Below are 19,525 nucleotides of genomic sequence, written 5' to 3'. Positions count from 1 at the left end.
ACTCCTTCCCCTACGAAAGGTGTGTGAGCGTCCGGCCATGGACGAGCCTCCTAGTTGTCGTTGTCGTGCGTCCCGTCGACGGGGCGCGAACCTCCCGAACGTGTCCGACCATGGGACGGAGGTGAACCGATGACCGACCTGCTCCTGCTGGCCGTGGCACTCCTGCTGACCCTGGCCTGCGGCGTCTGCGTCGCGGCGGAGTTCTCGCTGACGACGGTCGAACGCGGCGACCTGGAGCGCGCCGCCGCCCGCGGCGAGCGCGGCGCGGACAGCGCCCTCAAGGCGGTCCGCGGCCTGACCTTCCAGCTGTCCGGCGCCCAACTCGGCATCACCGTGACGGGCCTGATCATCGGCATGCTCTCCAAGCCGGCCATCGCGACCCTGCTGGACGGTCCGCTGACCGCGATCGGGCTGCCACGGTCCGCCGCGGACTCGGTGGCGCTGGTCCTGGGAGCCGCGATCTCCACCGTCGTCCTGATGGTCATCGGCGAGCTGGTCCCCAAGAACTGGGCGATCTCCAGCCCGCTGGCCATCGCCAAGCGGGTCGCCACCGCCCAGCGCGGATTCAGCGCCGCCTTCAAACCGCTGATCACCCATCTGAACAACACCGCCAACCGGACCGTGCGCCGGCTGGGCCTGGAGCCGGCCGAGGAGCTGGCGTCGGCCCGCGGCCCGCAGGAGTTGGTGGCGCTGGCCCGGCACTCCGCCAAGGAGGGCGCCCTGGAGGCCGACACCGCCGAGCTGTTCGTCCGGACGCTCAACCTCGCCGATCTGACCGCGGAGAACGTGATGACCCCGCGGGTGCAGGTGGTGGCCCTGGAGGTGCAGTCCACCGCCGAGGACGTCGCCAACGCGACCCGGGCCACCGGACTGTCCCGCTTCCCGGTCTACCGCGGCAACCTCGACAGCGTCGTCGGTGTGGCGCACATCAAGGACGTGCTGGCCGTTCCGGCCCATCTGCGGCCCCGTCGTCCGGTCTCCGAGCTGCTGCGCGAGCCGCTGCTGGTTCCCGAGACGCTGACCGTGGACCGGCTGCTGGACCGCCTGTCCGGCCGGCGGACGATGGCCGTGGTCATCGACGAGTACGGCGGCACGGCCGGGGTCGCCACGCTGGAGGACATCGTCGAGGAGGTGGTCGGCGAGGTCCGCGACGAACACGACCCGCTGGAGATCCCGGACCTGGCCCCGGCCGGCACCGACGCGGACGGGCGGGCGGTCTACCAGGCCGACGGCGCGGCCCGCGCCGACCAGCTGGCACGGATCGGGCTGCGGCTGCCGGACGGCCCGTACGAGACCCTGGCCGGGCTGATCGCCACCGAGCTGGGGCGGATCCCGGAGGGCGGCGACTGCGTGGAGGTGGCGGGCTGGACGATGGACGTGCTCGACGCCTCCGGCCACCGTGCGGCGCGGGTGCTGCTGCACGCCCCGCCGGCCGGCACCCCGGACGCCCAGGAGGTCGGCCGATGACCGCGCTCCAACTGTTCGTGGGTCTGCTGACGCTGGTCGTCAACGCCTTCTTCGTGGGCGCCGAGTTCGCGCTGATCTCGGTGCGCCGCAGCCAGATCGAGCCGTACGTGGAGGCCGGGAACCGCCGGGCGAGCAGCGTGCTGTGGGGTCTGCAGCACGTTTCGGCGCTGCTGGCCGCGGCGCAGCTGGGCATCACGCTGTGCACGCTGGTGCTGGGTGCGGTCGCCGAACCGGCCATCGCGCACCTCCTTGAGCCGGTGTTCGACGCGGTGTCGATCCCGGACGCGCTGATCCACCCGATCTCGTTCGTGATCGCGCTGGCCGTGGCGACCTATCTGCACATGCTCTTCGGCGAGATGGTCCCGAAGAACGTGGCGCTGGCCGAGCCGGTCCGCACCGCGCTGCTGCTGGGCCCGCCGCTGGTGGCGCTGACCCGGGCGCTGCGTCCGGTGATCTTCGCCATCAACGCGCTGGCCAACGGCCTGCTCGCGTTGCTGCGGGTGGAGACCAGGGACGAGGTGGCGGCCACCTTCTCGGACGCCCAGCTGGCCCAGATGGTCGAGGACTCGCGGGCCGCCGGGCTGCTCGACGAGCGGGCCCAGGAGCGGCTCCGGGACGCCCTGGAGCTGGGCCGCCGTCCGGTGCGCGATGTGGTGCTCCCGGTGGGCGAGGTGGTCTCGGCGCGGATGGGGACCACCCCGGAGGAGCTGGAGCATCTGGCCGCCGAGTCCGGGTTCTCGCGGTTCCCGGTCGTCGACGACACCCGGCGCATCCTCGGCTACCTGCACGTCAAGGACGCGTTGGACGCCGCCCCGCGGACCGCGCCGTTCCCGGTGTCGGCGCTGCGCCCGATCGCCCGGGTCCGGGCGGCGACCCCGATGGACGACGTGCTGACCGCGATGCGCGGCTCGCGTACGCACCTGGCCGCGGTGATCGGTGACGACGGCCGGCTGGCCGGACTGGTGACCATGGAGGACGTCCTGCGGGAGCTGGTGCTGCAACAGCCCGCGGCCTGATCGTCGTGCCCGCCGGGGGCCGGTGGCGACCTCGCGTCGCCGGCCCCCGGAGGCACCCCGCAAAAACCCCTCACTGACCGATCGGTTAGATTGCTAACCGATCGGTCAGTCGCGTGTGTGCAGCACCGCGGCGCCCCGGTCACGCATCCGTACGCGCACGCGACGAGGGGGCAAACCCATGAAGACCACGGACCGCACGACATGCTGCGTGGTGGGCGGCGGCCCGGCCGGCATGATGCTCGGGCTCCTGCTGGCCAGGGCCGGCATCGAGGTGACCGTCCTGGAGAAGCACGGGGACTTCCTGCGCGACTTCCGCGGCGACACCGTCCACCCGTCCACCCTGAACCTGCTGGACGACCTCGGCCTCGGCGAGGAGTTCGCCCGGCTGCCGTTCCCGAAGCTGGAGGAGATGCGCGCCCAGATCGGCGGCACCACCGTGGTGCTGGCCGACATGCGGCGCATCCCCGGCCGGCACAAGTACTTCGCCATGGTCCCGCAGTGGGACTTCCTCAACCTGATCGCCCGCGCGGCCGCCGAGGAGCCCTCGTTCACCCTGCGCATGCGCACCCGGGCCACCGGGCTGCGCACCGAGGGCGGCCGGGTGACCGGGGTGCGCTATGTCGACGAGCACGGCGAGCCCGGGGAGCTGGCCGCGGACCTGACCGTCGCCTGCGACGGCCGGGACTCGCCGATCCGCGCGGCGGCCGGGATGCGGCAGCGGTACTTCGACGTTCCGATGGACGTCTGGCAGATCCGGGTGGACGCGCCGTCCGACGCCCTCAAGGGCGGCCGGGTCTTCGGCCGGTTCGGCGGCGGCCAGGCCGCGGTCACCATGGACCGCGGCACGTACTTCCAGACCTCCTACCTGATCGGCAAGGGCCAGGACGCCGCCATGCGCCGCCACGACATCCAGTGGCTGCGGGACCGGCTGGGCGCGCTGTTCGGCTGGGACGACGAGGTCACCGGCACCATCGGCTCCTGGGACGAGGTCAAACTGCTGGAGGTCACGTTCGGGCGGCTACGGCGCTGGCACCGGCCCGGTCTGCTGTGCCTGGGCGACGCCGCGCACACCATGTCGCCGGTCGGCGGGGTCGGCGTCAACCTCGCCCTCCAGGACGCGGTGGCCGCCGCCCGGCTCCTGGCCGCACCCCTGCGCCGCGGCACGGTCGGCAGCGACGACCTGGCCCGGGTCCAACGGCGCCGGGCGTGGCCGATGGCGGTGGTCCAGAAGTCGCAGGAGGGCGAGCACGCCATGATCCGCTCCGCGCTCGACGGCACGCTGCACGGGGACCGACTGCCGGTGCCGATGAGACTGCTGCGGCGGGTGCCGGCGCTGCGGACCGTCACCGGCTACCTCGGTGGCATCGGCATCCGGCCCGAGCCGACCCCGGACTTCGCCAAGGTCACTCCCGGCGCGCCACGGCGCTGAGGGTGAAGGTCTCCAACTCGGCGGCGGCGGCGTCCAGATCGAGGTCCGGGTGGGCCAGCCAGTGCCCGATCACCCCGTCGATCGCGCCGCCGATCGCCAGCGCCACCGTGCGCGGGTCGAACTCCCGCAGCACACCTGCCTGCTGACCCTCCGTCAGGAGCGCGGCGAGGGCCTGCCAGCGGTCGTAGGTGTCGTGCGACCCGGGCGTCTTCAGGCGGGTGCCGCCGTCGTCGTCGAGCAGCATTTCGGTGATCACCCGGACCTGGCGGCGGTTGTCCCGCTGGTAGCCGATCATCGCGTGGACGTAGGCGACGACGGCGGCCAGCGGGTCCGGGGCCCGCTCGACCCGTTCCCGGACGTAACCGCCGAACTGGTCCAGCACCTGGGTCAGCGCGGCGCGGGTGAGGTTGTCCTTCGAGGAGAAGTGGTAGAGCACCGCGGCCTTGGAGACCCCGGCCCGCTCGGCGATCGCGGACAGCGAGGTGGCCGGGTAGCCGCGGGTGGAGATCAGGTCGATGGTGCAGTCGATCAGCTGCTGCCGACGAGCCCGTTCGGTGAACGTCGCCGCCTCGGGATCCGCGCTCCGCCGAGGACTCATCCCACGCCCACCTCTGCCTTTCCGCACCTCTGGGTGGCCCGCACTCCGGCCGCTGTCGACCGTACACCGCGGGATAGGATCACCGCGCCATGGAGATGAATGCGCCATACACCAGTTTCGTCGCGGTCGGCGACAGCTTCACCGAAGGCATGTCGGACGGCCTCCCGGACGGCTCCTACCGGGGCTGGGCGGACCTGCTCGCCGCCCGGCTCGCGGCCCTCCCGCAGCAGCCGGCCGGGGAGCCCACCACCACGGCGGGCCCGCCCGGCTTCCGGTACGCCAACCTCGCCGTGCGCGGCAAGCTCATCGACCAGATCGCCGACGAGCAGTGCGGCCCGGCCGCCTCCATGGGCGCGGACCTGGTGACGCTGGTCGGCGGGCTCAACGACGTACTGCGTCCCAAGTGCGACGTGGCGCAGGTGTGCGCACGCCTCACGGACTGCGCGGAACTCCTGGCGCGCGGCGGCGGGCAGCTGGTGCTGATGCGCAGCCCGGGCCGCCGCGGGCCGGTACTGGAGCGGTTCCGGCCGCGGATGGAGCAGCTCTTCGCGCGGATCGACGAACTGGCCGCCCGGCACGGCGCCTTGGTCGTGGACCTCTACGCCTCCGAGGCGCTGGCCGATCCGCGGATGTGGGCCGACGACCGGCTGCATCTGAACGCCGAGGGGCACCGCCGGGTCGCCGAGGCGGTCTGGCAGGCCCTGGGGCTGCCCGCCGCCTCGGACTGGGACGCACCGCTGCCACCCGCGGCCCCACCCCGCTGGGCGGACCGGCGGACCGCCGACCTGCGGTTCGCCCGCGAGCACCTGGTGCCGTGGATCGGCCGCCGGCTCACCGGACGCTCCTCGGGGGACGGCCGGACGGGTGCCCAGTTCAGCGCCGACCTGGGCAAAGCCTTCTGGATAAGCCCTGCGGACCACGCCGACCCCGGCCCGGTGACCGACTGGCGAGCGGTGGGGGTGTGATCCTCGGCCCGCCCCGGCTGCGGCCCCCCGCGCCGGGAAGGTCGGGCCGCCGGGCGCCCTACCCGAGGAGCCTGCGCACCTTCTTGACGCCGAGGTGGCCGAGGTAACCGAAGAAGCCGACGAAGACGATCAGCACGAGGATCACCTCCCACGGCTTCATCCCGTGGCGGGAGCTGCCGTTCGTGCCGGTGTGACGGTGCCAGCCGGAACTCGTGCGGCCGCGGGAGGACCCTCCCCTGCTGGCGCCGCCGCCGAAACCGCTGTGGCTGCCGTGACTACCGCTGCCCCCGCTCCGCCCGAACGCCGCGTACGAGACCGGGCGATCCGAGGGCGCCGCATGGGCGACCGCGGTCGGCACGACCCCGAACAGGGCACCGAGCAAGAGCAGTGTGGTCGCCAAACGCATGACGCATCCCCCTGGTTGACAGCGTGACGGGCCCCGCGCCGCCCCGTGCACGGCGTTGCAGGCTAGGGCACGCGGCGGGCGGGGGCGTACCGGGGTAGCACGGTGGAGTGGGCACGGCCCGGGCCGCCGGTCGATCCAGGCGTTACGCTCGTTTTGTCGATATACGTTCCGATTCGTACGGAGGCGACCATGAGCCAGTACGACGAGTACACGACTCCGTCGCAGGCCGAGGGCGAGCGACTGGAAGAGGACATGGACCCGGCCGAGCCGCGGCACCCCCAGACGATGCGCACCCAGCCGTCCCAGGCGGAGGGCGAGCGCCGGGCGGAGGACGACGAGGACTGACGGCGCGGGCCGGAGCGTGCCCGGCGGCGCGCGCTCGCGCCGGACCCGGCGACTGTAGGAAAGCACAGCCGGGACCGGGGCGCTGGCCTGCGCAAACCGCCAGTAGACTCTCACCACGTGACTGCTGTGTCTGCGAAGCCTCGCATCCCCAATGTCCTTGCCGGCCGCTACGCCTCCGCGGAGCTGGCCGTGCTGTGGTCCCCCGAGTACAAGGTCAAGCTGGAGCGGAAGCTGTGGCTGGCGGTTCTGCGCGCCCAGAAGGACCTGGGTGTGGCCGTCCCCGAGCAGGCACTGGCCGACTACGAGCGGGTGCTGGACACCGTCGACCTGGCCTCGATCGCCGAGCGGGAGAAGGTCACCCGGCACGACGTCAAGGCCCGGATCGAGGAGTTCAACGCCCTGGCCGGGCACGAGCAGATCCACAAGGGCATGACCTCCCGCGATCTGACCGAGAACGTCGAGCAGCTCCAGGTCCGGCTGTCGCTGGAACTGGTGCGGGACCGCGCGGTCGCCGTACTGGCCCGCCTGGGCTCGCTGGCCGCCCAGCACTCCGAGCTGGTCATGGCCGGCCGCTCGCACAACGTCGCCGCGCAGGCCACCACCCTCGGCAAGCGCTTCGCGACCGCCGCCGACGAGCTGCTGGTCGCCTTCGCGCGGGCCGAGGAGCTGCTCGCCCGCTACCCGCTGCGCGGTATCAAGGGCCCGGTCGGCACCGCCCAGGACATGCTCGACCTGCTCGGCGGGGACGCCGGGAAGCTCGCCGAGCTGGAGCAGCGGATCGCCACCCACCTCGGCTTCGGGCAGGCGTTCACCTCCGTCGGCCAGGTCTACCCCCGGTCGCTGGACTACGAGGTGGTGACCTCGCTGGTGCAGCTGGCCGCCGCGCCCTCGTCGCTGGCCAAGACGATCCGCCTGATGGCCGGCCACGAGCTGGTCACCGAGGGCTTCAAGCCCGGCCAGGTCGGCTCGTCGGCGATGCCGCACAAGATGAACACCCGCTCCTGCGAGCGCGTCAACGGCCTGATGGTGATCCTGCGCGGCTACGCCTCGATGACCGGCGAGCTGGCCGGCGACCAGTGGAACGAGGGCGACGTCTCGTGCTCGGTGGTCCGCCGGGTCGCGCTGCCGGACGCGTTCTTCGCGCTGGACGGCCTGTTGGAGACCTTCCTGACGGTGCTCGACGAGTTCGGCGCCTTCCCCGCCGTGGTCGCCCGCGAGCTCGACCGCTACCTGCCCTTCCTCGCCACGACCAAGGTCCTGATGGGCGCGGTGCGGGCCGGGGTGGGCCGCGAGGAGGCCCACGAGGCGATCAAGGAGAACGCGGTCGCCTCGGCCCTGGCCATGCGCGAGCAGGGCGCGGAGCGCAACGAGCTGCTGGACAAGCTGGCCGCCGACCACCGCATCCCGCTGGACAAGGCCCAGCTGGATGCCCTGATGGCGGACAAGCTGTCCTTCACCGGTGCGGCCGGCGACCAGGTGGCGGCGGTGGTCGCCCGGATCGAGGAGATCGCCAAGCAGCACCCCGAGGCCGCCGCCTACGCCCCCGGCGCGATCCTCTGACCCGGGGCTGACGTGCGCTTCACCCCCGAGGAACTGGAGGCCGCTCGTGACCGCGTCGTCCCGGACGTGGTCACGAGCGGGCTGCGGGTGCTCCTCTGCGGTATCAACCCCGGACTGATGACGGCGGCCACCGGGCACCACTTCGCCCGGCCCGGCAACCGCTTCTGGCCCGTCCTGCACGCCGCCGGCTTCACCCCCCGGCAGCTCCGCCCCGCCGAGCAGGACGAACTGCTCGACCACGGGCTGGGCATCACCAACGTCGTGGCCCGGCCGACCGCCCGGGCCGACGAGCTCACCGCGGAGGAGTACCGCGAGGGCGGCCGGCTGCTGGCCGAGAAGGTGGCCCGGCTGCGGCCCCGCTGGCTGGCGGTCGCCGGCGTCACCGCCTACCGCGTCGCCTTCGACGACAAGCACGCCGCGATCGGCCCGCAGGAGCGCACTCTGGGCACCACCCGCATCTGGGCGCTGCCCAACCCCAGCGGCCTGAACGCCCATTGGACGCTGGAGACCATGGCGGAGGAGTACGGGCGGCTGCGCACCGCGGCCTTCAGCGAGTCCTGACGGACCGCGGGCGGCGCAGCGCGGCGGACCGCGACGCGCCCGAGCCCATCGGCGGCCGGCTACCGACGGCACGGCTATCCGGCCCCCGGCAGCGGGCCCTGCGCTATGGCCGCCAGCACCTGGCACGGCTGCCCGGGGTCCAGCGGCCCGGCGCCGACCGCGATCCAGCGGGCACCGACCGACCAGGCGTACACCCGCGGCACCAGCCCGCACAGCAGGTCCAGCGGCGGCGGGACGGGCAGCCCCTGTGCGCTCCGGTCCAGCGCGTCCGCCAGATCGTGGACGACGGGTTCGCCCCACCGTAAGGACGCCACCGCGACCAGCGCGGCGAGTTCGTCCACGCACTGTTCGCGGGCCGCCGCGGCGTCCGCCGGATCCGCGTCCCAGAGCGGGCCGCTCGTCCACAGCCGCGCCACGTGGAAGCCCGGCCCGCTGGTGCCGACCGTGGTGTGCTCCCTGCGCTCCGGGAAGGCGCGGGCCCGTAAGGCGTCGAGCAGGGCGAGCGCGGCGGGCGGTCCACCGGGCGGCGCGGGCCCCTGCGGCGCGGGGGCCGCCGGCGCGATCGGAGGCGTCCGGGTCGTCGGGGGCGTCCGGCGCATCGGGGTCGTCGGGCGCATCGGGGACATCGGCGGTGTCCGTGTGCTGCGGTTCGGTTCTGTCGTCATACCGTCAGTAAACCGCCGGGGTCTGACAATTGGCCGTCCGCGCGGTCCGCACCACCGTCGCGAGGCCGCCGGGGTCCGGCGTCCGCGGGGTCCTCGGGGCTCGCCGCACACCCGCTGACCGGCTACGATCCGCCAGACAGGCGAGGCGAGGAGACGGACCTTGAGTCGGCTCACCGGCGGGGACCCCTCCCTGCTGCGACGGATCAACTCCGCGGTCGTGCTGCACGCGCTGCGCGCCGCGGACTCCCCCACGCTCACCGATCTCGTCCAGGTGACCGGCCTGTCCCGGCCGACCGTCGAGGGCGTGATCGAGGGGCTCGTCGAGACCGGGCTGGTGGCCGAGGCCCCCGCCGAGGAGGGCGAGACCCGGCGCCAGGGGCGGCCGGCCCGCCGGTTCCGCTTCCGTACCGAGGCGGGGCACCTGCTGGGCATCGAGATCGGGCCGCACCGGGTCGCGGCGCTGCTGTCCGACCTCAGCGGGCGGGTACTGGACTCGGCGCAGCGTGACGTGACGGAGACCGCGCCGGCCGACGAACGGCTGGAGCGGGTCCGGGCCTTGGTGGCCGACCTGTTGCGCCGGGCGGGCGTGGCCCGCAGTTCGCTGCGGGCGGTCGGGGCGGCCGGTCCGGGCATCGTGGAGGCCGACGGCACCGTACGGCTGTGCACCGCACTGCCCGGCTGGACCGGACTGCCGCTCGGGGAGCGGCTGCGACGGTCGTTCCGCTGCCCGGTGCTGGTGGAGAACGACGCCAACGCGGCGGCGGTGGCCGAGCACTGGCAGGGCGCGGCGACCGGTTCCGGCGATGTGGTGTTCGTCCTGGCGGGGCTGAGCCCGGGGGCCGGGTCGCTGATCGGCGGGCGGCTGCACCGCGGATTCGGCGGTGCGGCCGGGGAGATCGGCGCCCTGCACCTGTTGGGCCGGGAGGCGACGCCGGAGACGCTGCTGTCGACGACCGGGGAGCCGCTGAACCCGCTGGACGAGGCGCAGGTGGCGACGGTGTTCGCGGCGGCCCGGGACGGGGACGCGCAGGCGCGGGAGGCGGTGGACCGCTTCATCCGGCGGCTGGTGCACGACGTCGCCGCGCTGGTGCTGGCCCTCGATCCGGAGCTGGTGGTGATCGGCGGCTGGGCGTCGGGCCTGGCGGGTGTCCTCCCGCCGCTGCGCCGGGAGCTGGCCCGTTACTGTCTGCGCCCGCCGGAGGTCGTGCTGTCGCGGCTGGGCCCGGCCGCGATCACCACCGGCGCGCTGCGGCTGGCCCTGGACCACGTGGAGGGCGAACTCTTCGCGGTGGAGGGGACGGTGACGGGGCGGCGGTGAACCGCGCGCCCCGGGCCTGGCATCAGGACGGCAACGGGCCCGCACCGGGAGTGCCCCGGTGCGGGCCCGTCCGTAGAGGCCCGTTCGTCAGCCGGCGAGCACCGGCTCCGCCGCGCGCTCCCCGAAGGTGAGCCGGCAGGTGTCGGCGCGGTAGGTGGAGACCGCGACGGCCGCGGCCCGGCCCTGGGAGACGTAACGGGTGGTGACGACGAGCACGGGCGAGCCCGGCAGTCGGTCCAGTTGCCTGGCGTCCTCGGCGCGGGCCGAACCCAACTCGACGGTGCGGTCCTGGCCGTCCAGGTCGAGCGCCTGGAGGGCGCGGAGCACGGCCCGGGCGCGGACGCCCGGGTCGACGGTTTCCTCGTCGACGGAGTCGGGGAGCGTGTCGGCCCGGACGTAGAGGAGTTCGGCGGCGACCGGCTGGCCCGCCGAGACCCGGCTGCGGCGCACGACGTGGACCGCCTCGCCGGGGGCGGACTCCAGCAGGCGGGCCACCGCGGCGGGGACCGCGTCGGTCTCGCTGGCGGCGACCGGCTGCCAGTCGTCGCCGGCGGCACCGGGCCAGGTGTGGCGCGCGGGGTCGACGGCGACGCCGACCCGGGGCGGGGCGACGGTGGTGCCGACACCGCGGCGGCGCTGGAGCCTGCCCTCCAGTTCGAGCTGTTCGAGCGCCTGCCGGAGCGTGGCCCGGGCGACGCCGAACCGCGCGGCCAAGTCCCGCTCGTTGGGCAGGATCTCGCCGACCCTGAACTCGGTGTCCAGCGCATCGCTGAGCACCGTCTTGAGATGCCAGTACTTGGGCTCCGGAGCCGTTTCGAGCTGCGTGGTCCCCACCCCCCAAAGCCGCGGGCCCGCAGGCGGGCCCTCATAATGAGCGCTTCTTTATTAAAGGTTGTTGCAGTATCCCGACGATATGACCACCCCCACCCTTGGTCAAGACCAATCCCGCACCGTTTCGCCCGCCCACCGCGGCGTCACCCGGCCACCGTCACCCGTCGGGCGCCCGTTACCCTCCTGGTCATGCTCGCTCTCCTGCACACTTCGCCAGTTCACGTCCCCGTCTTCGATGCGCTCCGCGACGCGGAGGCCCCCGGGCTGCCGCTGCGGCATCTGGTACGGCCGGAACTCCTGGCCGCGGCGCGGGAGACCGGGCCCGACGGGATCGCGGAGGAGGTCGCCGAGGCGCTCGGCGCGTTGGTGCACGCCGGGGCGCGGGCGGTGCTGTGCACCTGCTCGACACTGGGCACGGTGGCCGAGGCGGCCGGGACGGCGCTGGGCGTGCCGGTGCTGCGGGTGGACCGGCCGATGGCCGCGGAGGCCGTCGCCGCCGGCCCCCGGATCACGGTCCTCGCCACGGTGGAGAGCACCCTGGCGCCCACCACGGAGCTGATCGCCGACGAGGCCCGCCGGGCCGGGCGCGCCGTTCAGGTGCGTACCGTGCTCGTTCCGGACGCCTGGGAGCGGTTCCAGGCCGGCGACCAGGAGGGCAGTCTGGCGGCGGTCACCGACGCGGTGCGGCGGGAGCGGGACGCCGGCGGGGCCGACGCCCTGGTCCTGGCCCAGGCGTCCATGGCACCCGCCGCGGAACGGTTCTCGGACCACGGGCCGCTCGGCACCGGCGCAGCCGTGCCGGTGCTGGCCAGCCCGCGCAGCGGCCTGCGGGCCGCGGTCCGGCTCGGGACGGTCCGCGGCTGATCCACCGGATCGGCCCTAATCGGCCAGTGACGCCAGCTTGTCGGGGTTGCGGACGATGTAGACCGTCTGGATCCGGCCCTCCCGGATACCGAGTTGGAAGACCGAGTCCGGGCAGCCGCCCGCGAGGACCAGCAGCGCGATACCGCCGTTGAGTTCGACGAAGCGGAGCTCCGTGTCGGCCGGGACGGTCCGGACGACGCCGATGAGGAACCGGGCGATCTTGTCGGCGGACTCGATGATCCGCAGCGGGGCCTTGGCCTTGCCGCCGCTGTCCCCGACCAGCCGGGCGTCCGCCGCGAGGAGGTTCAGCAGCCCGTCCAGGTCGCCCCCGGCGGCAGCGGACAGGAATCGCTCGGTCAGCTCGCGCTGCCGGTCCGGATCGACGTCGAACCGGGGGCGGCCCTCCTCCACGTGGCGCCGGGCCCGGCCCGCCAGTTGGCGCACCGCGGCCTCGCTGCGCTCCAGCCCCGCGGCGATCTCCGCGTACGGGTAGCCGAACGCCTCGCGCAGTACGAACACGGCGCGCTCCAACGGGGACAGTGCCTCCATGACGACGAGGACGGCGAGGGTGACGGTCTCTGCGAACACTGCCTGTTCGGCGGTGTCCGGGGCGGGCTGACCGGGTGCCAGGACGTCGGTGGCGAGCGGTTCCGGCAGCCAGGGCCCGACGTAGGACTCGCGGCGCGACTGGACCTGCCGGAGCCGGTCGATGGCGAGCCGGGTGGTGATCCGGACCAGATAGGCGCGCGGTTCGCGGACCTCGGCCCGGTCGGCGGCCGACCAGCGCAGCCAGGCGTCCTGGACCACGTCCTCGGCGTCGGCCGCCCGGCCCAGCATCCGGTAGGCGACGCCGTGGAGCAGCGGACGGTGGGCCTCGAAGACCTCGGTGGCGGGATCGGTCAGCACCGTCCCATCCCAGCGGGCGCATGGTGCGTTGTCCAGCGGGAACGGCATCGGCGGAGCGTTCCCGGGGTGTTGCCTCCGTCTCGTGTCGGCTCGTGTCGGCTCGTGTCGTCCGGTGCGGTAGGGCCAGCCCCGCGGTGCGGCCGGCTGGCGGGGTTCCTCGGCTGCGGGGCGTTCGGTGCCCGCGGCCGGGGCTCGTCCGGTGCCCCGGCGGAGCACGCCCGGCCCGAGGGCCACTCCGACGCCGACCAACAGGCTGCCGCCCCACTGCGCGACCCCGTGGTCGCCGGTGCCGGCCCCACCCCCGCCCCTTCAACGTGCCGTTCAGGAGCGGGAGTTCAGGAAGTTCCCAGGGCTCGCGCGTTGTTCCAGTCGCGGGTGCAGAGGACCAGCCGGTAGCCGTCGGGGTCCTCGATGGTGACGCCCCACTCGTCCCAGTAGGGGTTGTGAGCCGGGACGCGGGAGCCGCCGCAGCGCTCCAGCCGGGCGACGAGGTCGTCCGGGACCGGCTCGCCCAGGTAGACGACGAGGAGGTCGTCCGGTGTGGGGGACGGGCGGAGCGTGCCCGACGGGTCGTGGGTCAGTTCCAGGTGCCAGGTGGCGTCCGGCCATCCCACCATCAGGAGGGAGTGCTCGCCCGCCTCCGAGGTGTGGCGGTGGAGTTCGCGCAGGCCGAGCCCGTCCCGCCAGAAGTGGCCGGCGGCGGCCAGGTCGCGGGACGGGCGGGCGAGGCGGAGGTGTGCGGAGCCGAGGGCCGGCATGGGTGTCGCCTTCCGTGGGGGCCGCCGGGCGGCGGCGCGTTACCGGACCGTAGACGTCCGGGCCGGTTCCTGGCGATCGGTCCTTGGTCCTGCGACCCTGGTCCCGGTCCACGACCCATCCGACCGCTGTTCACCGGGAGTTCGCCCGCCCGGCATCGGGCGGCGATACGAACGGGGCGTGACCAGATCGGACGCATCACGGAGGTGCGAGATGACGCAGGGTTCCGGCGGCGGCGTGGGACGGCGGGCGGTCCTTCAGGGCGCGGCGGCGGGGTCCGCGGCGTTGGCGCTGCCCGCGGCGGCCGGGGCCGCGCCGGCGGCGGCCGCCCCGGCCCTGGTGCACGGCGGGCGGCCGCGCGCCGACTGGGGGGTGCAGGCCGGTGACGTGACCGCGTCGTCCGGCCTGGTGTGGACGCGGTCCGACCGGCCGGCCCGGATGGTGGTGCAGACCGCCGCCACCGAGTCGTTCCGCAACGCCCGTACCTGGCACGGGCCGTTGCTCGGGCCCGGTACGGACTTCACCGGGGTGACCACGCTGCACGGGCTGCCGGCCGGGGAGCAGATCCACTACCGGGTGCTGCTGGCCGACCCCGACCATCCGGAGCGCGCCGGCGAGCCGGTGACCGGCACGTTCCGCACGGCACCCGACCGGCGCAAGGACATCCGTTTCCTGTGGTCGGGGGATCTGGCCGGGCAGGGCTGGGGCATCAACCCCGAGCGCGGCGGCTACCGGGTCTTCGAGGACATGCGGCGCCGGAATCCGGACTTCTTCGTGTGCAGCGGCGACAACATCTACGCCGACAACCCGATCCCGGAGCGGGTGACCCTCCCGGACGGCCGGATCTGGCGGAACGTGACGACCCAGGAGAAGTCCAAGGTCGCCGAGACGCTGGCGGAGTTCCGGGGCGCGTTCCGCTACAACCTCCTGGACGAGAACCTGCGCCGGTTCAACTCCCAGGTTCCGACGATCACCCAGTGGGACGACCACGAGGTGCACAACAACTGGTACCCGGGCCAGCTGCTGGACGACGACCGGTACCGCGTCAAGGACGTCGACGTGCTCTCGGCGCGGGCGCTGCGCGCCTTCCGTGAGTACTTCCCGATCCGCACGCTCCGCCCGGACGGTGGGGGAGGCCGGGTGTACCGCGTCCTGCGGCACGGCCCGCTGCTCGACGTCTTCGTACTGGACATGCGCCGCTACCGCAACGCCAACTCCCCCGACCGGCAGACCGACGACCCGCAGGGCATCCTGGGCGCCGAGCAGCTGCGTTGGCTCAAGCGGGAGCTGTCGCGCTCGCAGGCGGTGTGGAAGGTGATCGCCTCGGACATGCCGCTGGGGCTGGTCGTCACGGACGGCCCGGCGAACTTCGAGGCCGTGGCCCAGGGGGATCCGGGCGCGCCCCTGGGGCGGGAGTTGCAGATCGCCGAGCTGCTGCGGCATATCAAGCACCAGCGGATCACCGGCACCCTCTGGCTGACCGCGGACGTCCACTACACCTCGGCGCAGCACTACGCGCCCGAGCGGGCGGCGTTCAAGGACTTCGAGCCGTTCTGGGAGTTCGTCTCCGGGCCGCTGAGCGCGGGTGGTTTCCCGGCCGTGAAACTGGATGGAACCTTCGGGCCGGAGCAGCCGTTCCTCAAGGCGCCGGACCGTGCGAACGTCTCCCCGGCGGAAAGTCCGCAGTACTTCGGCGAGGTCGACATCGACGGGGGAAGCGGGGAGCTGACGGTGCGGCTGCGCCAGGAGGGCGGAGAGGTCTTGTTCACGAAGACGTTGCAACCGGGACGGGTAGGACAGTAGAGGCCAATGCGTCGATTGCGCCTTTTACCCGTCCGACACAAGGTGTTGGCGACCAGGCAACACCCGTCGGCGAGGCTGTCTGCATGACTGAAGCCACCTCCGCCCGTTCCGCCCGGCGCCACCACTGGCGCCGGGACGTCGTCGAGCTCGCCGCCCTGTTCACCGCCGTGGCGGTGGCCGACGCCGTCGCCAACACGATCGCCCACGGCCCCTCCGGGCCGGTGCTGCTGTGCGCCGGCGCGGTCGCCCTGCTCGCCACGGCGGGCTTCCACGTCTGGTGGGCACGCCGCCATGAACACGCCCCACCACCGACGGACACCGCTGCCGCCGGCGCCGCACCGCCGGCCCCCGCGGCCGGCGCCCGGGAGACGGTGCTGTGGCGGATGCGGACCACCGTCCGGGACGAGCCGGGCAGCCTCGCCGCCCTGTGCACGGCACTGGCCACCCTGAGCGTGGACATCCTCAGCCTCCAGACCCATCCGCTGTCCAAGGGGACGGTCGACGAGTTCCTGCTGCGCGCGCCGGCCGGGCTGGCGCCCGCGGAGCTGACCCGTACGGTCGCCGGCGCGGGCGGCACGCACAGTTGGCTGGAGCGGGCCGACGCGCACGACCTGGTCGACGCGCCGACCCGGATGCTGGGCATGGCCACCCGCACCGCCCTGGACTCCGCCGAACTCCCCCTGGCACTGCGGCAGTTGCTGGGGCGCTGCACCATCCACTCGGTGCCCGCGCGGTCACTGACCGGCCAGCCGCTGGCCGAAGAGGTGCCCGCCGAGGGCGTGCTGGAGGAGCACACCATGAAGTTCCGCGACCCTTCCGGGGGCTCGCTCACCATCGAAAGGCCGCAGGTGCCGTTCACCCCCACCGAGTTCGCCCGGGTCCGCGCGCTGGTCGAGCTGGACACCCGGCTCGGCCAGCGCGTGCCGCCGCGGCGTGACGTGCTCACGCTGCCCGAGGGCAACGAGATCACGGTCCGCCGCGCCGGCACCGGCGATCTGGCCGCCGCCCGCGCGATGCACGAGCGGTGCTCGGACCGGACGTTGGCGCAGCGCTACCACGGCCCGGTCGGGGACGCCGACCGCTACCTCGGGCACCTGCTCAGCCCGCGGTTCGGCCGCACACTGGCCGTGGAGACCGCCTCCGGGCGGCTGGTGGCCCTGGGCCATCTGCTGTGGGACGGCGACGAGACCGAGGTGGCACTGCTGGTCGAGGACTCCTGGCAACAGCGCGGCATCGGCGCGGAGCTGCTGCGGCGGCTGGTCGCGATGGCCGCCGAGACCCGTTGCGAGAGCGTCTACGCCATCACCCAGGCGTCCAACACCGGCATGGTGGCGGCGATGCGCGGCCTGGGTCTGCCGCTCGACTACCAGATCGAGGAGGGCACGCTGGTGATCACGGCGCGCCCGACGGGCACCCCGGCCCACCGGGAGGACCGTACGGCGATCCGCCTGCGGGACGGCTCCCGCCACGGCTGAGGCCCCCGGCACCGGAGCGCCCGGGCCCCGGACGCGACAGGATCGTTCGCCGGAATGATGGTGACGCGGCGGGCCCATCCGTACGAGGATGGCCCGCATGTCCAACACCACTACTCCCGCGGGCGGTCCGCTGCCCCGCCAGGTCGCCGACGCCTACGTCGACGCCCTCGTCGAACTGGATCCGATCATCGGCACCTTCCTCGGCGCCGCCGAGAGTTCCGGCAGGCTCCCCGACCTCTCCCCCACAGGCCAGGAAGCGGTGGCACAGCTCGCCCGCACCACCCTGGACAGGCTCGCCGAGGCCGAGGCCCGGCCGGGCGCGGACAGCACGGCCGAGCAGGTCTGCGCACGGCTGCTGCGCGAACGGCTCACCGCGGAACTCGCGGTGCACGACGCCGGCGAGGGACTGCGCGCGGTCAGCAACCTCGGTTCGCCGCTGCACGCCGTACGGGAAGCCTTCACCCTCACCCCCGCCGACACCGAGGACGACTGGGCGGCGATCGCCCAGCGGCTGCGCGCGGTACCGGCCACGCTGACCGGCTACCGCGCGGCTCTCCAGGCCGGCCTGGACAAGCAGCTCCCCGGCGGGCCGCTCCAGGTCGCCACCGTCATCGGCCAGTTGGGCGAGTGGATCGGCACCGACCGCAGCTGGTTCGCCGAGTTCACCGCGCCCGGCCCGAACGCGCTGCGCACCGAGCTGGACGAGGCCGCCACGGCCGCCACCGGCGCCCTGGTGGAGCTGCGCGACTGGTTCCGGGACGTCTACGCGCCGGCGGTCGAGGGCGCGCCGGACGTGGTGGGCCGCGAGCGGTACGCCCGGCTCGCCCGCTACTACAACGGCTCCGACCTCGACCCCGAAGAGGCGTACGCGTACGGCTGGTCCGAATTCCACCGTCTGCTGGCCGAGATGGAGGCCGAGGCCGAGAAGGTGCTGCCCGGCGCCAAGACGCCGTGGGAGGCGCTGGCCTGGTGCGACGAGCACGGTGAGGCGATCGAGGGCGTCGAGGAGACCCGGCAGTGGCTCCAGTCGCTGATGGACGAGGCCATCGACACCCTGGACGGCACCCACTTCGACCTCGCCGAGCGGGTCCGCCGCGTGGAGTCCAAGATCGCCCCGCCGGGCAGCGCCGCGGCGCCGTACTACACCCAGCCGTCGCTGGACTTCTCCCGGCCCGGCCGCACCTGGCTTCCGACCATGGGCCAGACCCGCTTCCCGGCGTACGACCTGGTCTCCACCTGGTACCACGAGGGGGTACCAGGTCACCACCTCCAGCTGGCGCAGTGGGTGCACGTCGCCGACCAGCTCTCGCGCTACCAGACGACCGTCGGCATGGTGAGCGCCAACGCCGAGGGCTGGGCGCTGTACGCCGAGCGCCTCATGGACGAGCTGGGCTTCCTGTCCAACGCGGAGCGGCGGCTGGGCTACCTCGACGCGCAGATGATGCGCGCGGTCCGCGTCATCATCGACATCGGCATGCACCTGGAGCTGGAGATCCCGGCCGACTCCCCGTTCCACCCGGGTGAGCGCTGGACGCCGCAGCTGGCACACGCGTTCTTCGCGCAGCACAGCAGCCGCCCGGCCGACTTCGTCGAGAGCGAGATCATCCGCTACCAGGGCATCCCCGGCCAGGCGATCGGCTACAAGCTCGGCGAGCGCGTCTGGCTACAGGGCCGGGAGGCCGCCCGGACCCGGCACGGCGCGAACTTCGACCTGAAGACGTGGCACATGGCGGCGCTGTCGCAGGGCTCGCTCGGCCTGGACGATCTGCTGACCGAACTCTCGGCGCTCTGACCGGGGTGTCCCGGACCCGCCGCCGGCCCGTTCCGGCGGCGGCGGGTCCGGGACGGGCCGGCCACCGGTGATCACGTGGTGGCCGGCCGCGAGGGTCGTGGGCTCCGCACACCTGCCCCCGCCCCGGCCCCGGCGGCCGTCACAACCGGTACCCCTGGACCCTTGCTCTGCCGGTGATTCCCCTGCTAGACAGCGGGGATGACCGGATACTCCCCTGACGACGCCGACCGGCGCATCCTCGACGTCCTCCAGCACGACGGGCGCGTGGGCCACGCCGAGCTGGCACGGTCGGTGAACATGTCGCCGAGCGCGGTCGCCGCGCGGGTGCGGCGCCTGGAGGAGTCCGGGGTGATATCCGGGTACGCGGCGGTGATCGATCCGGAGCGGGTCGGGCTGCCGGTGCTGGCGTTCGTCCGGCTGCGGCAGCCGGGGGCGACCGGTCAGCCGTTCCGGGACCTGCTGGCGGCGACGCCGGAGATCTTGGAGGCACACCACGTCACGGGCGAGAACTCGCTGTTCCTCAAGGTCGCGGCGCGGTCGATGAAGCACCTGGAGGAGGTGTCGGGCCGGATCGGCGCGCTGGGCGAGGTGACCACGAGCGTGGTGTACTCCTCCCCGCTCCCCCGGCGACCGGTGAGTACCTGAGTACCTGGCGCCGCCCGGCGGGCCGGCGGCCGGTCAGCGCGGATCTCTCATCTGAACGCGCAGCTTCGAGCCGGGGCCGTGGGGGGGGGGGGGGGGCGGGCCCCCCGCGGGCGCCCCCCCCCC

General features: G+C 73.8%; 19 protein-coding genes. 13 read left to right on the top strand and 6 right to left on the bottom strand.

The window, feature by feature from the left end; all coding sequences use genetic code 11:
• Positions 1–129 precede the first annotated feature (129 nt).
• The 3 genes from ACFVT2_RS33010 to ACFVT2_RS33000 all read left to right on the top strand — a co-directional run bounded on the left by ACFVT2_RS33010 (position 130) and on the right by ACFVT2_RS33000 (position 3,912).
• Positions 130–1,467 (top strand): hemolysin family protein, encoded by a 1,338-nt coding sequence (locus tag ACFVT2_RS33010; protein ID WP_390023923.1) that lies wholly within the window; start codon positions 130–132, stop codon positions 1,465–1,467.
• Positions 1,464–2,483 carry a hemolysin family protein gene (locus ACFVT2_RS33005; RefSeq protein WP_390023921.1) on the top strand — a complete coding sequence of 340 codons (1,020 nt, stop codon included), beginning with the start codon at positions 1,464–1,466 and terminating at the stop codon, positions 2,481–2,483. Before ACFVT2_RS33010 ends, ACFVT2_RS33005 begins: the two co-directional genes overlap by 4 nt.
• Before the next feature lie 178 nt (positions 2,484–2,661).
• A complete protein-coding gene (locus ACFVT2_RS33000; protein WP_390023919.1) occupies positions 2,662–3,912 on the top strand; it encodes an FAD-dependent oxidoreductase in 1,251 nt (416 codons plus the stop codon).
• On the opposite strand, the gene ACFVT2_RS32995 is transcribed toward ACFVT2_RS33000, so the two are convergent.
• A complete protein-coding gene (locus ACFVT2_RS32995) occupies positions 3,887–4,510 on the bottom strand; it encodes a TetR/AcrR family transcriptional regulator (RefSeq protein WP_390023917.1) in 624 nt (207 codons plus the stop codon). The two genes, ACFVT2_RS33000 and ACFVT2_RS32995, sit on opposite strands and share 26 nt — an antisense overlap.
• Before the next feature lie 89 nt (positions 4,511–4,599).
• On the opposite strand from ACFVT2_RS32995, the gene ACFVT2_RS32990 reads away from it, so the two are divergent.
• Positions 4,600–5,475 (top strand): SGNH/GDSL hydrolase family protein, encoded by an 876-nt coding sequence (locus ACFVT2_RS32990; RefSeq protein WP_390023915.1) that lies wholly within the window; start codon positions 4,600–4,602, stop codon positions 5,473–5,475.
• A gap of 58 nt (positions 5,476–5,533) precedes the next feature.
• Here the strand turns inward: ACFVT2_RS32990 and ACFVT2_RS32985 are convergent, their stop codons facing one another.
• Positions 5,534–5,881: a hypothetical protein gene (locus tag ACFVT2_RS32985; RefSeq protein ID WP_390023913.1), complete on the bottom strand. Its 348-nt coding sequence runs from the start codon at positions 5,879–5,881 to the stop codon at positions 5,534–5,536.
• Positions 5,882–6,070: 189 nt separating this feature from the next.
• On the opposite strand from ACFVT2_RS32985, the gene ACFVT2_RS32980 reads away from it, so the two are divergent.
• The 3 genes from ACFVT2_RS32980 to mug all read left to right on the top strand — a co-directional run bounded on the left by ACFVT2_RS32980 (position 6,071) and on the right by mug (position 8,347).
• Positions 6,071–6,226: a hypothetical protein gene (locus ACFVT2_RS32980; protein ID WP_180985843.1), complete on the top strand. Its 156-nt coding sequence runs from the start codon at positions 6,071–6,073 to the stop codon at positions 6,224–6,226.
• Between the two features lie 126 nt (positions 6,227–6,352).
• Complete coding sequence (gene purB, locus ACFVT2_RS32975) at positions 6,353–7,786, top strand: adenylosuccinate lyase (protein ID WP_390024008.1); 1,434 nt, start codon at positions 6,353–6,355, stop codon at positions 7,784–7,786.
• Positions 7,787–7,798: 12 nt separating this feature from the next.
• Entirely contained in the window at positions 7,799–8,347 is a 549-nt protein-coding gene (mug, locus tag ACFVT2_RS32970; protein WP_390023911.1) for a G/U mismatch-specific DNA glycosylase, read from the top strand.
• Positions 8,348–8,421: 74 nt separating this feature from the next.
• On the opposite strand, the gene ACFVT2_RS32965 is transcribed toward mug, so the two are convergent.
• Positions 8,422–9,012, bottom strand: a complete 591-nt coding sequence (locus ACFVT2_RS32965; RefSeq protein ID WP_390023909.1) for a hypothetical protein — start codon at positions 9,010–9,012, stop codon at positions 8,422–8,424.
• A 160-nt stretch (positions 9,013–9,172) separates the two neighbouring features.
• Between ACFVT2_RS32965 and ACFVT2_RS32960 the strand changes: the two genes are divergently transcribed.
• Positions 9,173–10,330 carry an ROK family transcriptional regulator gene (locus ACFVT2_RS32960; RefSeq protein ID WP_390023907.1) on the top strand — a complete coding sequence of 386 codons (1,158 nt, stop codon included), beginning with the start codon at positions 9,173–9,175 and terminating at the stop codon, positions 10,328–10,330.
• Positions 10,331–10,417: 87 nt separating this feature from the next.
• Here the strand turns inward: ACFVT2_RS32960 and ACFVT2_RS32955 are convergent, their stop codons facing one another.
• Entirely contained in the window at positions 10,418–11,164 is a 747-nt protein-coding gene (locus ACFVT2_RS32955; RefSeq protein ID WP_390023906.1) for a GntR family transcriptional regulator, read from the bottom strand.
• A gap of 186 nt (positions 11,165–11,350) precedes the next feature.
• On the opposite strand from ACFVT2_RS32955, the gene ACFVT2_RS32950 reads away from it, so the two are divergent.
• Positions 11,351–12,025 (top strand): aspartate/glutamate racemase family protein, encoded by a 675-nt coding sequence (locus ACFVT2_RS32950; protein WP_390023904.1) that lies wholly within the window; start codon positions 11,351–11,353, stop codon positions 12,023–12,025.
• A 15-nt stretch (positions 12,026–12,040) separates the two neighbouring features.
• Here ACFVT2_RS32950 and ACFVT2_RS32945 read toward each other — a convergent pair whose 3' ends face one another.
• Both ACFVT2_RS32945 and ACFVT2_RS32940 read right to left on the bottom strand, forming a co-directional pair.
• Entirely contained in the window at positions 12,041–12,931 is an 891-nt protein-coding gene (locus tag ACFVT2_RS32945; RefSeq protein ID WP_390024006.1) for an RNA polymerase sigma-70 factor, read from the bottom strand.
• Positions 12,932–13,266: 335 nt separating this feature from the next.
• Positions 13,267–13,689, bottom strand: coding sequence for a VOC family protein (locus tag ACFVT2_RS32940; protein ID WP_390023902.1), 423 nt, complete (start codon positions 13,687–13,689; stop codon positions 13,267–13,269).
• Positions 13,690–13,900: 211 nt separating this feature from the next.
• Here ACFVT2_RS32940 and ACFVT2_RS32935 point away from each other — a divergent pair, with 211 nt between their 5' ends.
• The 4 genes from ACFVT2_RS32935 (at position 13,901) to ACFVT2_RS32920 (ending at position 19,402) form a co-directional block, all read left to right on the top strand.
• Entirely contained in the window at positions 13,901–15,490 is a 1,590-nt protein-coding gene (locus tag ACFVT2_RS32935; RefSeq protein WP_390023900.1) for an alkaline phosphatase D family protein, read from the top strand.
• An 83-nt stretch (positions 15,491–15,573) separates the two neighbouring features.
• Positions 15,574–16,965, top strand: a complete 1,392-nt coding sequence (locus ACFVT2_RS32930) for a GNAT family N-acetyltransferase (protein ID WP_390023898.1) — start codon at positions 15,574–15,576, stop codon at positions 16,963–16,965.
• A gap of 97 nt (positions 16,966–17,062) precedes the next feature.
• Positions 17,063–18,757, top strand: coding sequence for a DUF885 domain-containing protein (locus tag ACFVT2_RS32925; protein WP_390023896.1), 1,695 nt, complete (start codon positions 17,063–17,065; stop codon positions 18,755–18,757).
• Positions 18,758–18,955: 198 nt separating this feature from the next.
• On the top strand, positions 18,956–19,402 hold the full coding sequence (locus ACFVT2_RS32920) for an Lrp/AsnC family transcriptional regulator (protein WP_390023895.1): 447 nt from the start codon (positions 18,956–18,958) through the stop codon (positions 19,400–19,402).
• Positions 19,403–19,525 lie beyond the last annotated feature (123 nt).

Origin of the sequence: Streptomyces sp. NPDC058000 (genome assembly GCF_042886435.1) — a bacterium.
In the GTDB taxonomy this organism is placed as follows: domain Bacteria; phylum Actinomycetota; class Actinomycetes; order Streptomycetales; family Streptomycetaceae; genus Streptomyces.
Note: the sequence above shows the minus strand (reverse complement) of the source record. Positions and strands in the feature narration are given on the sequence as shown.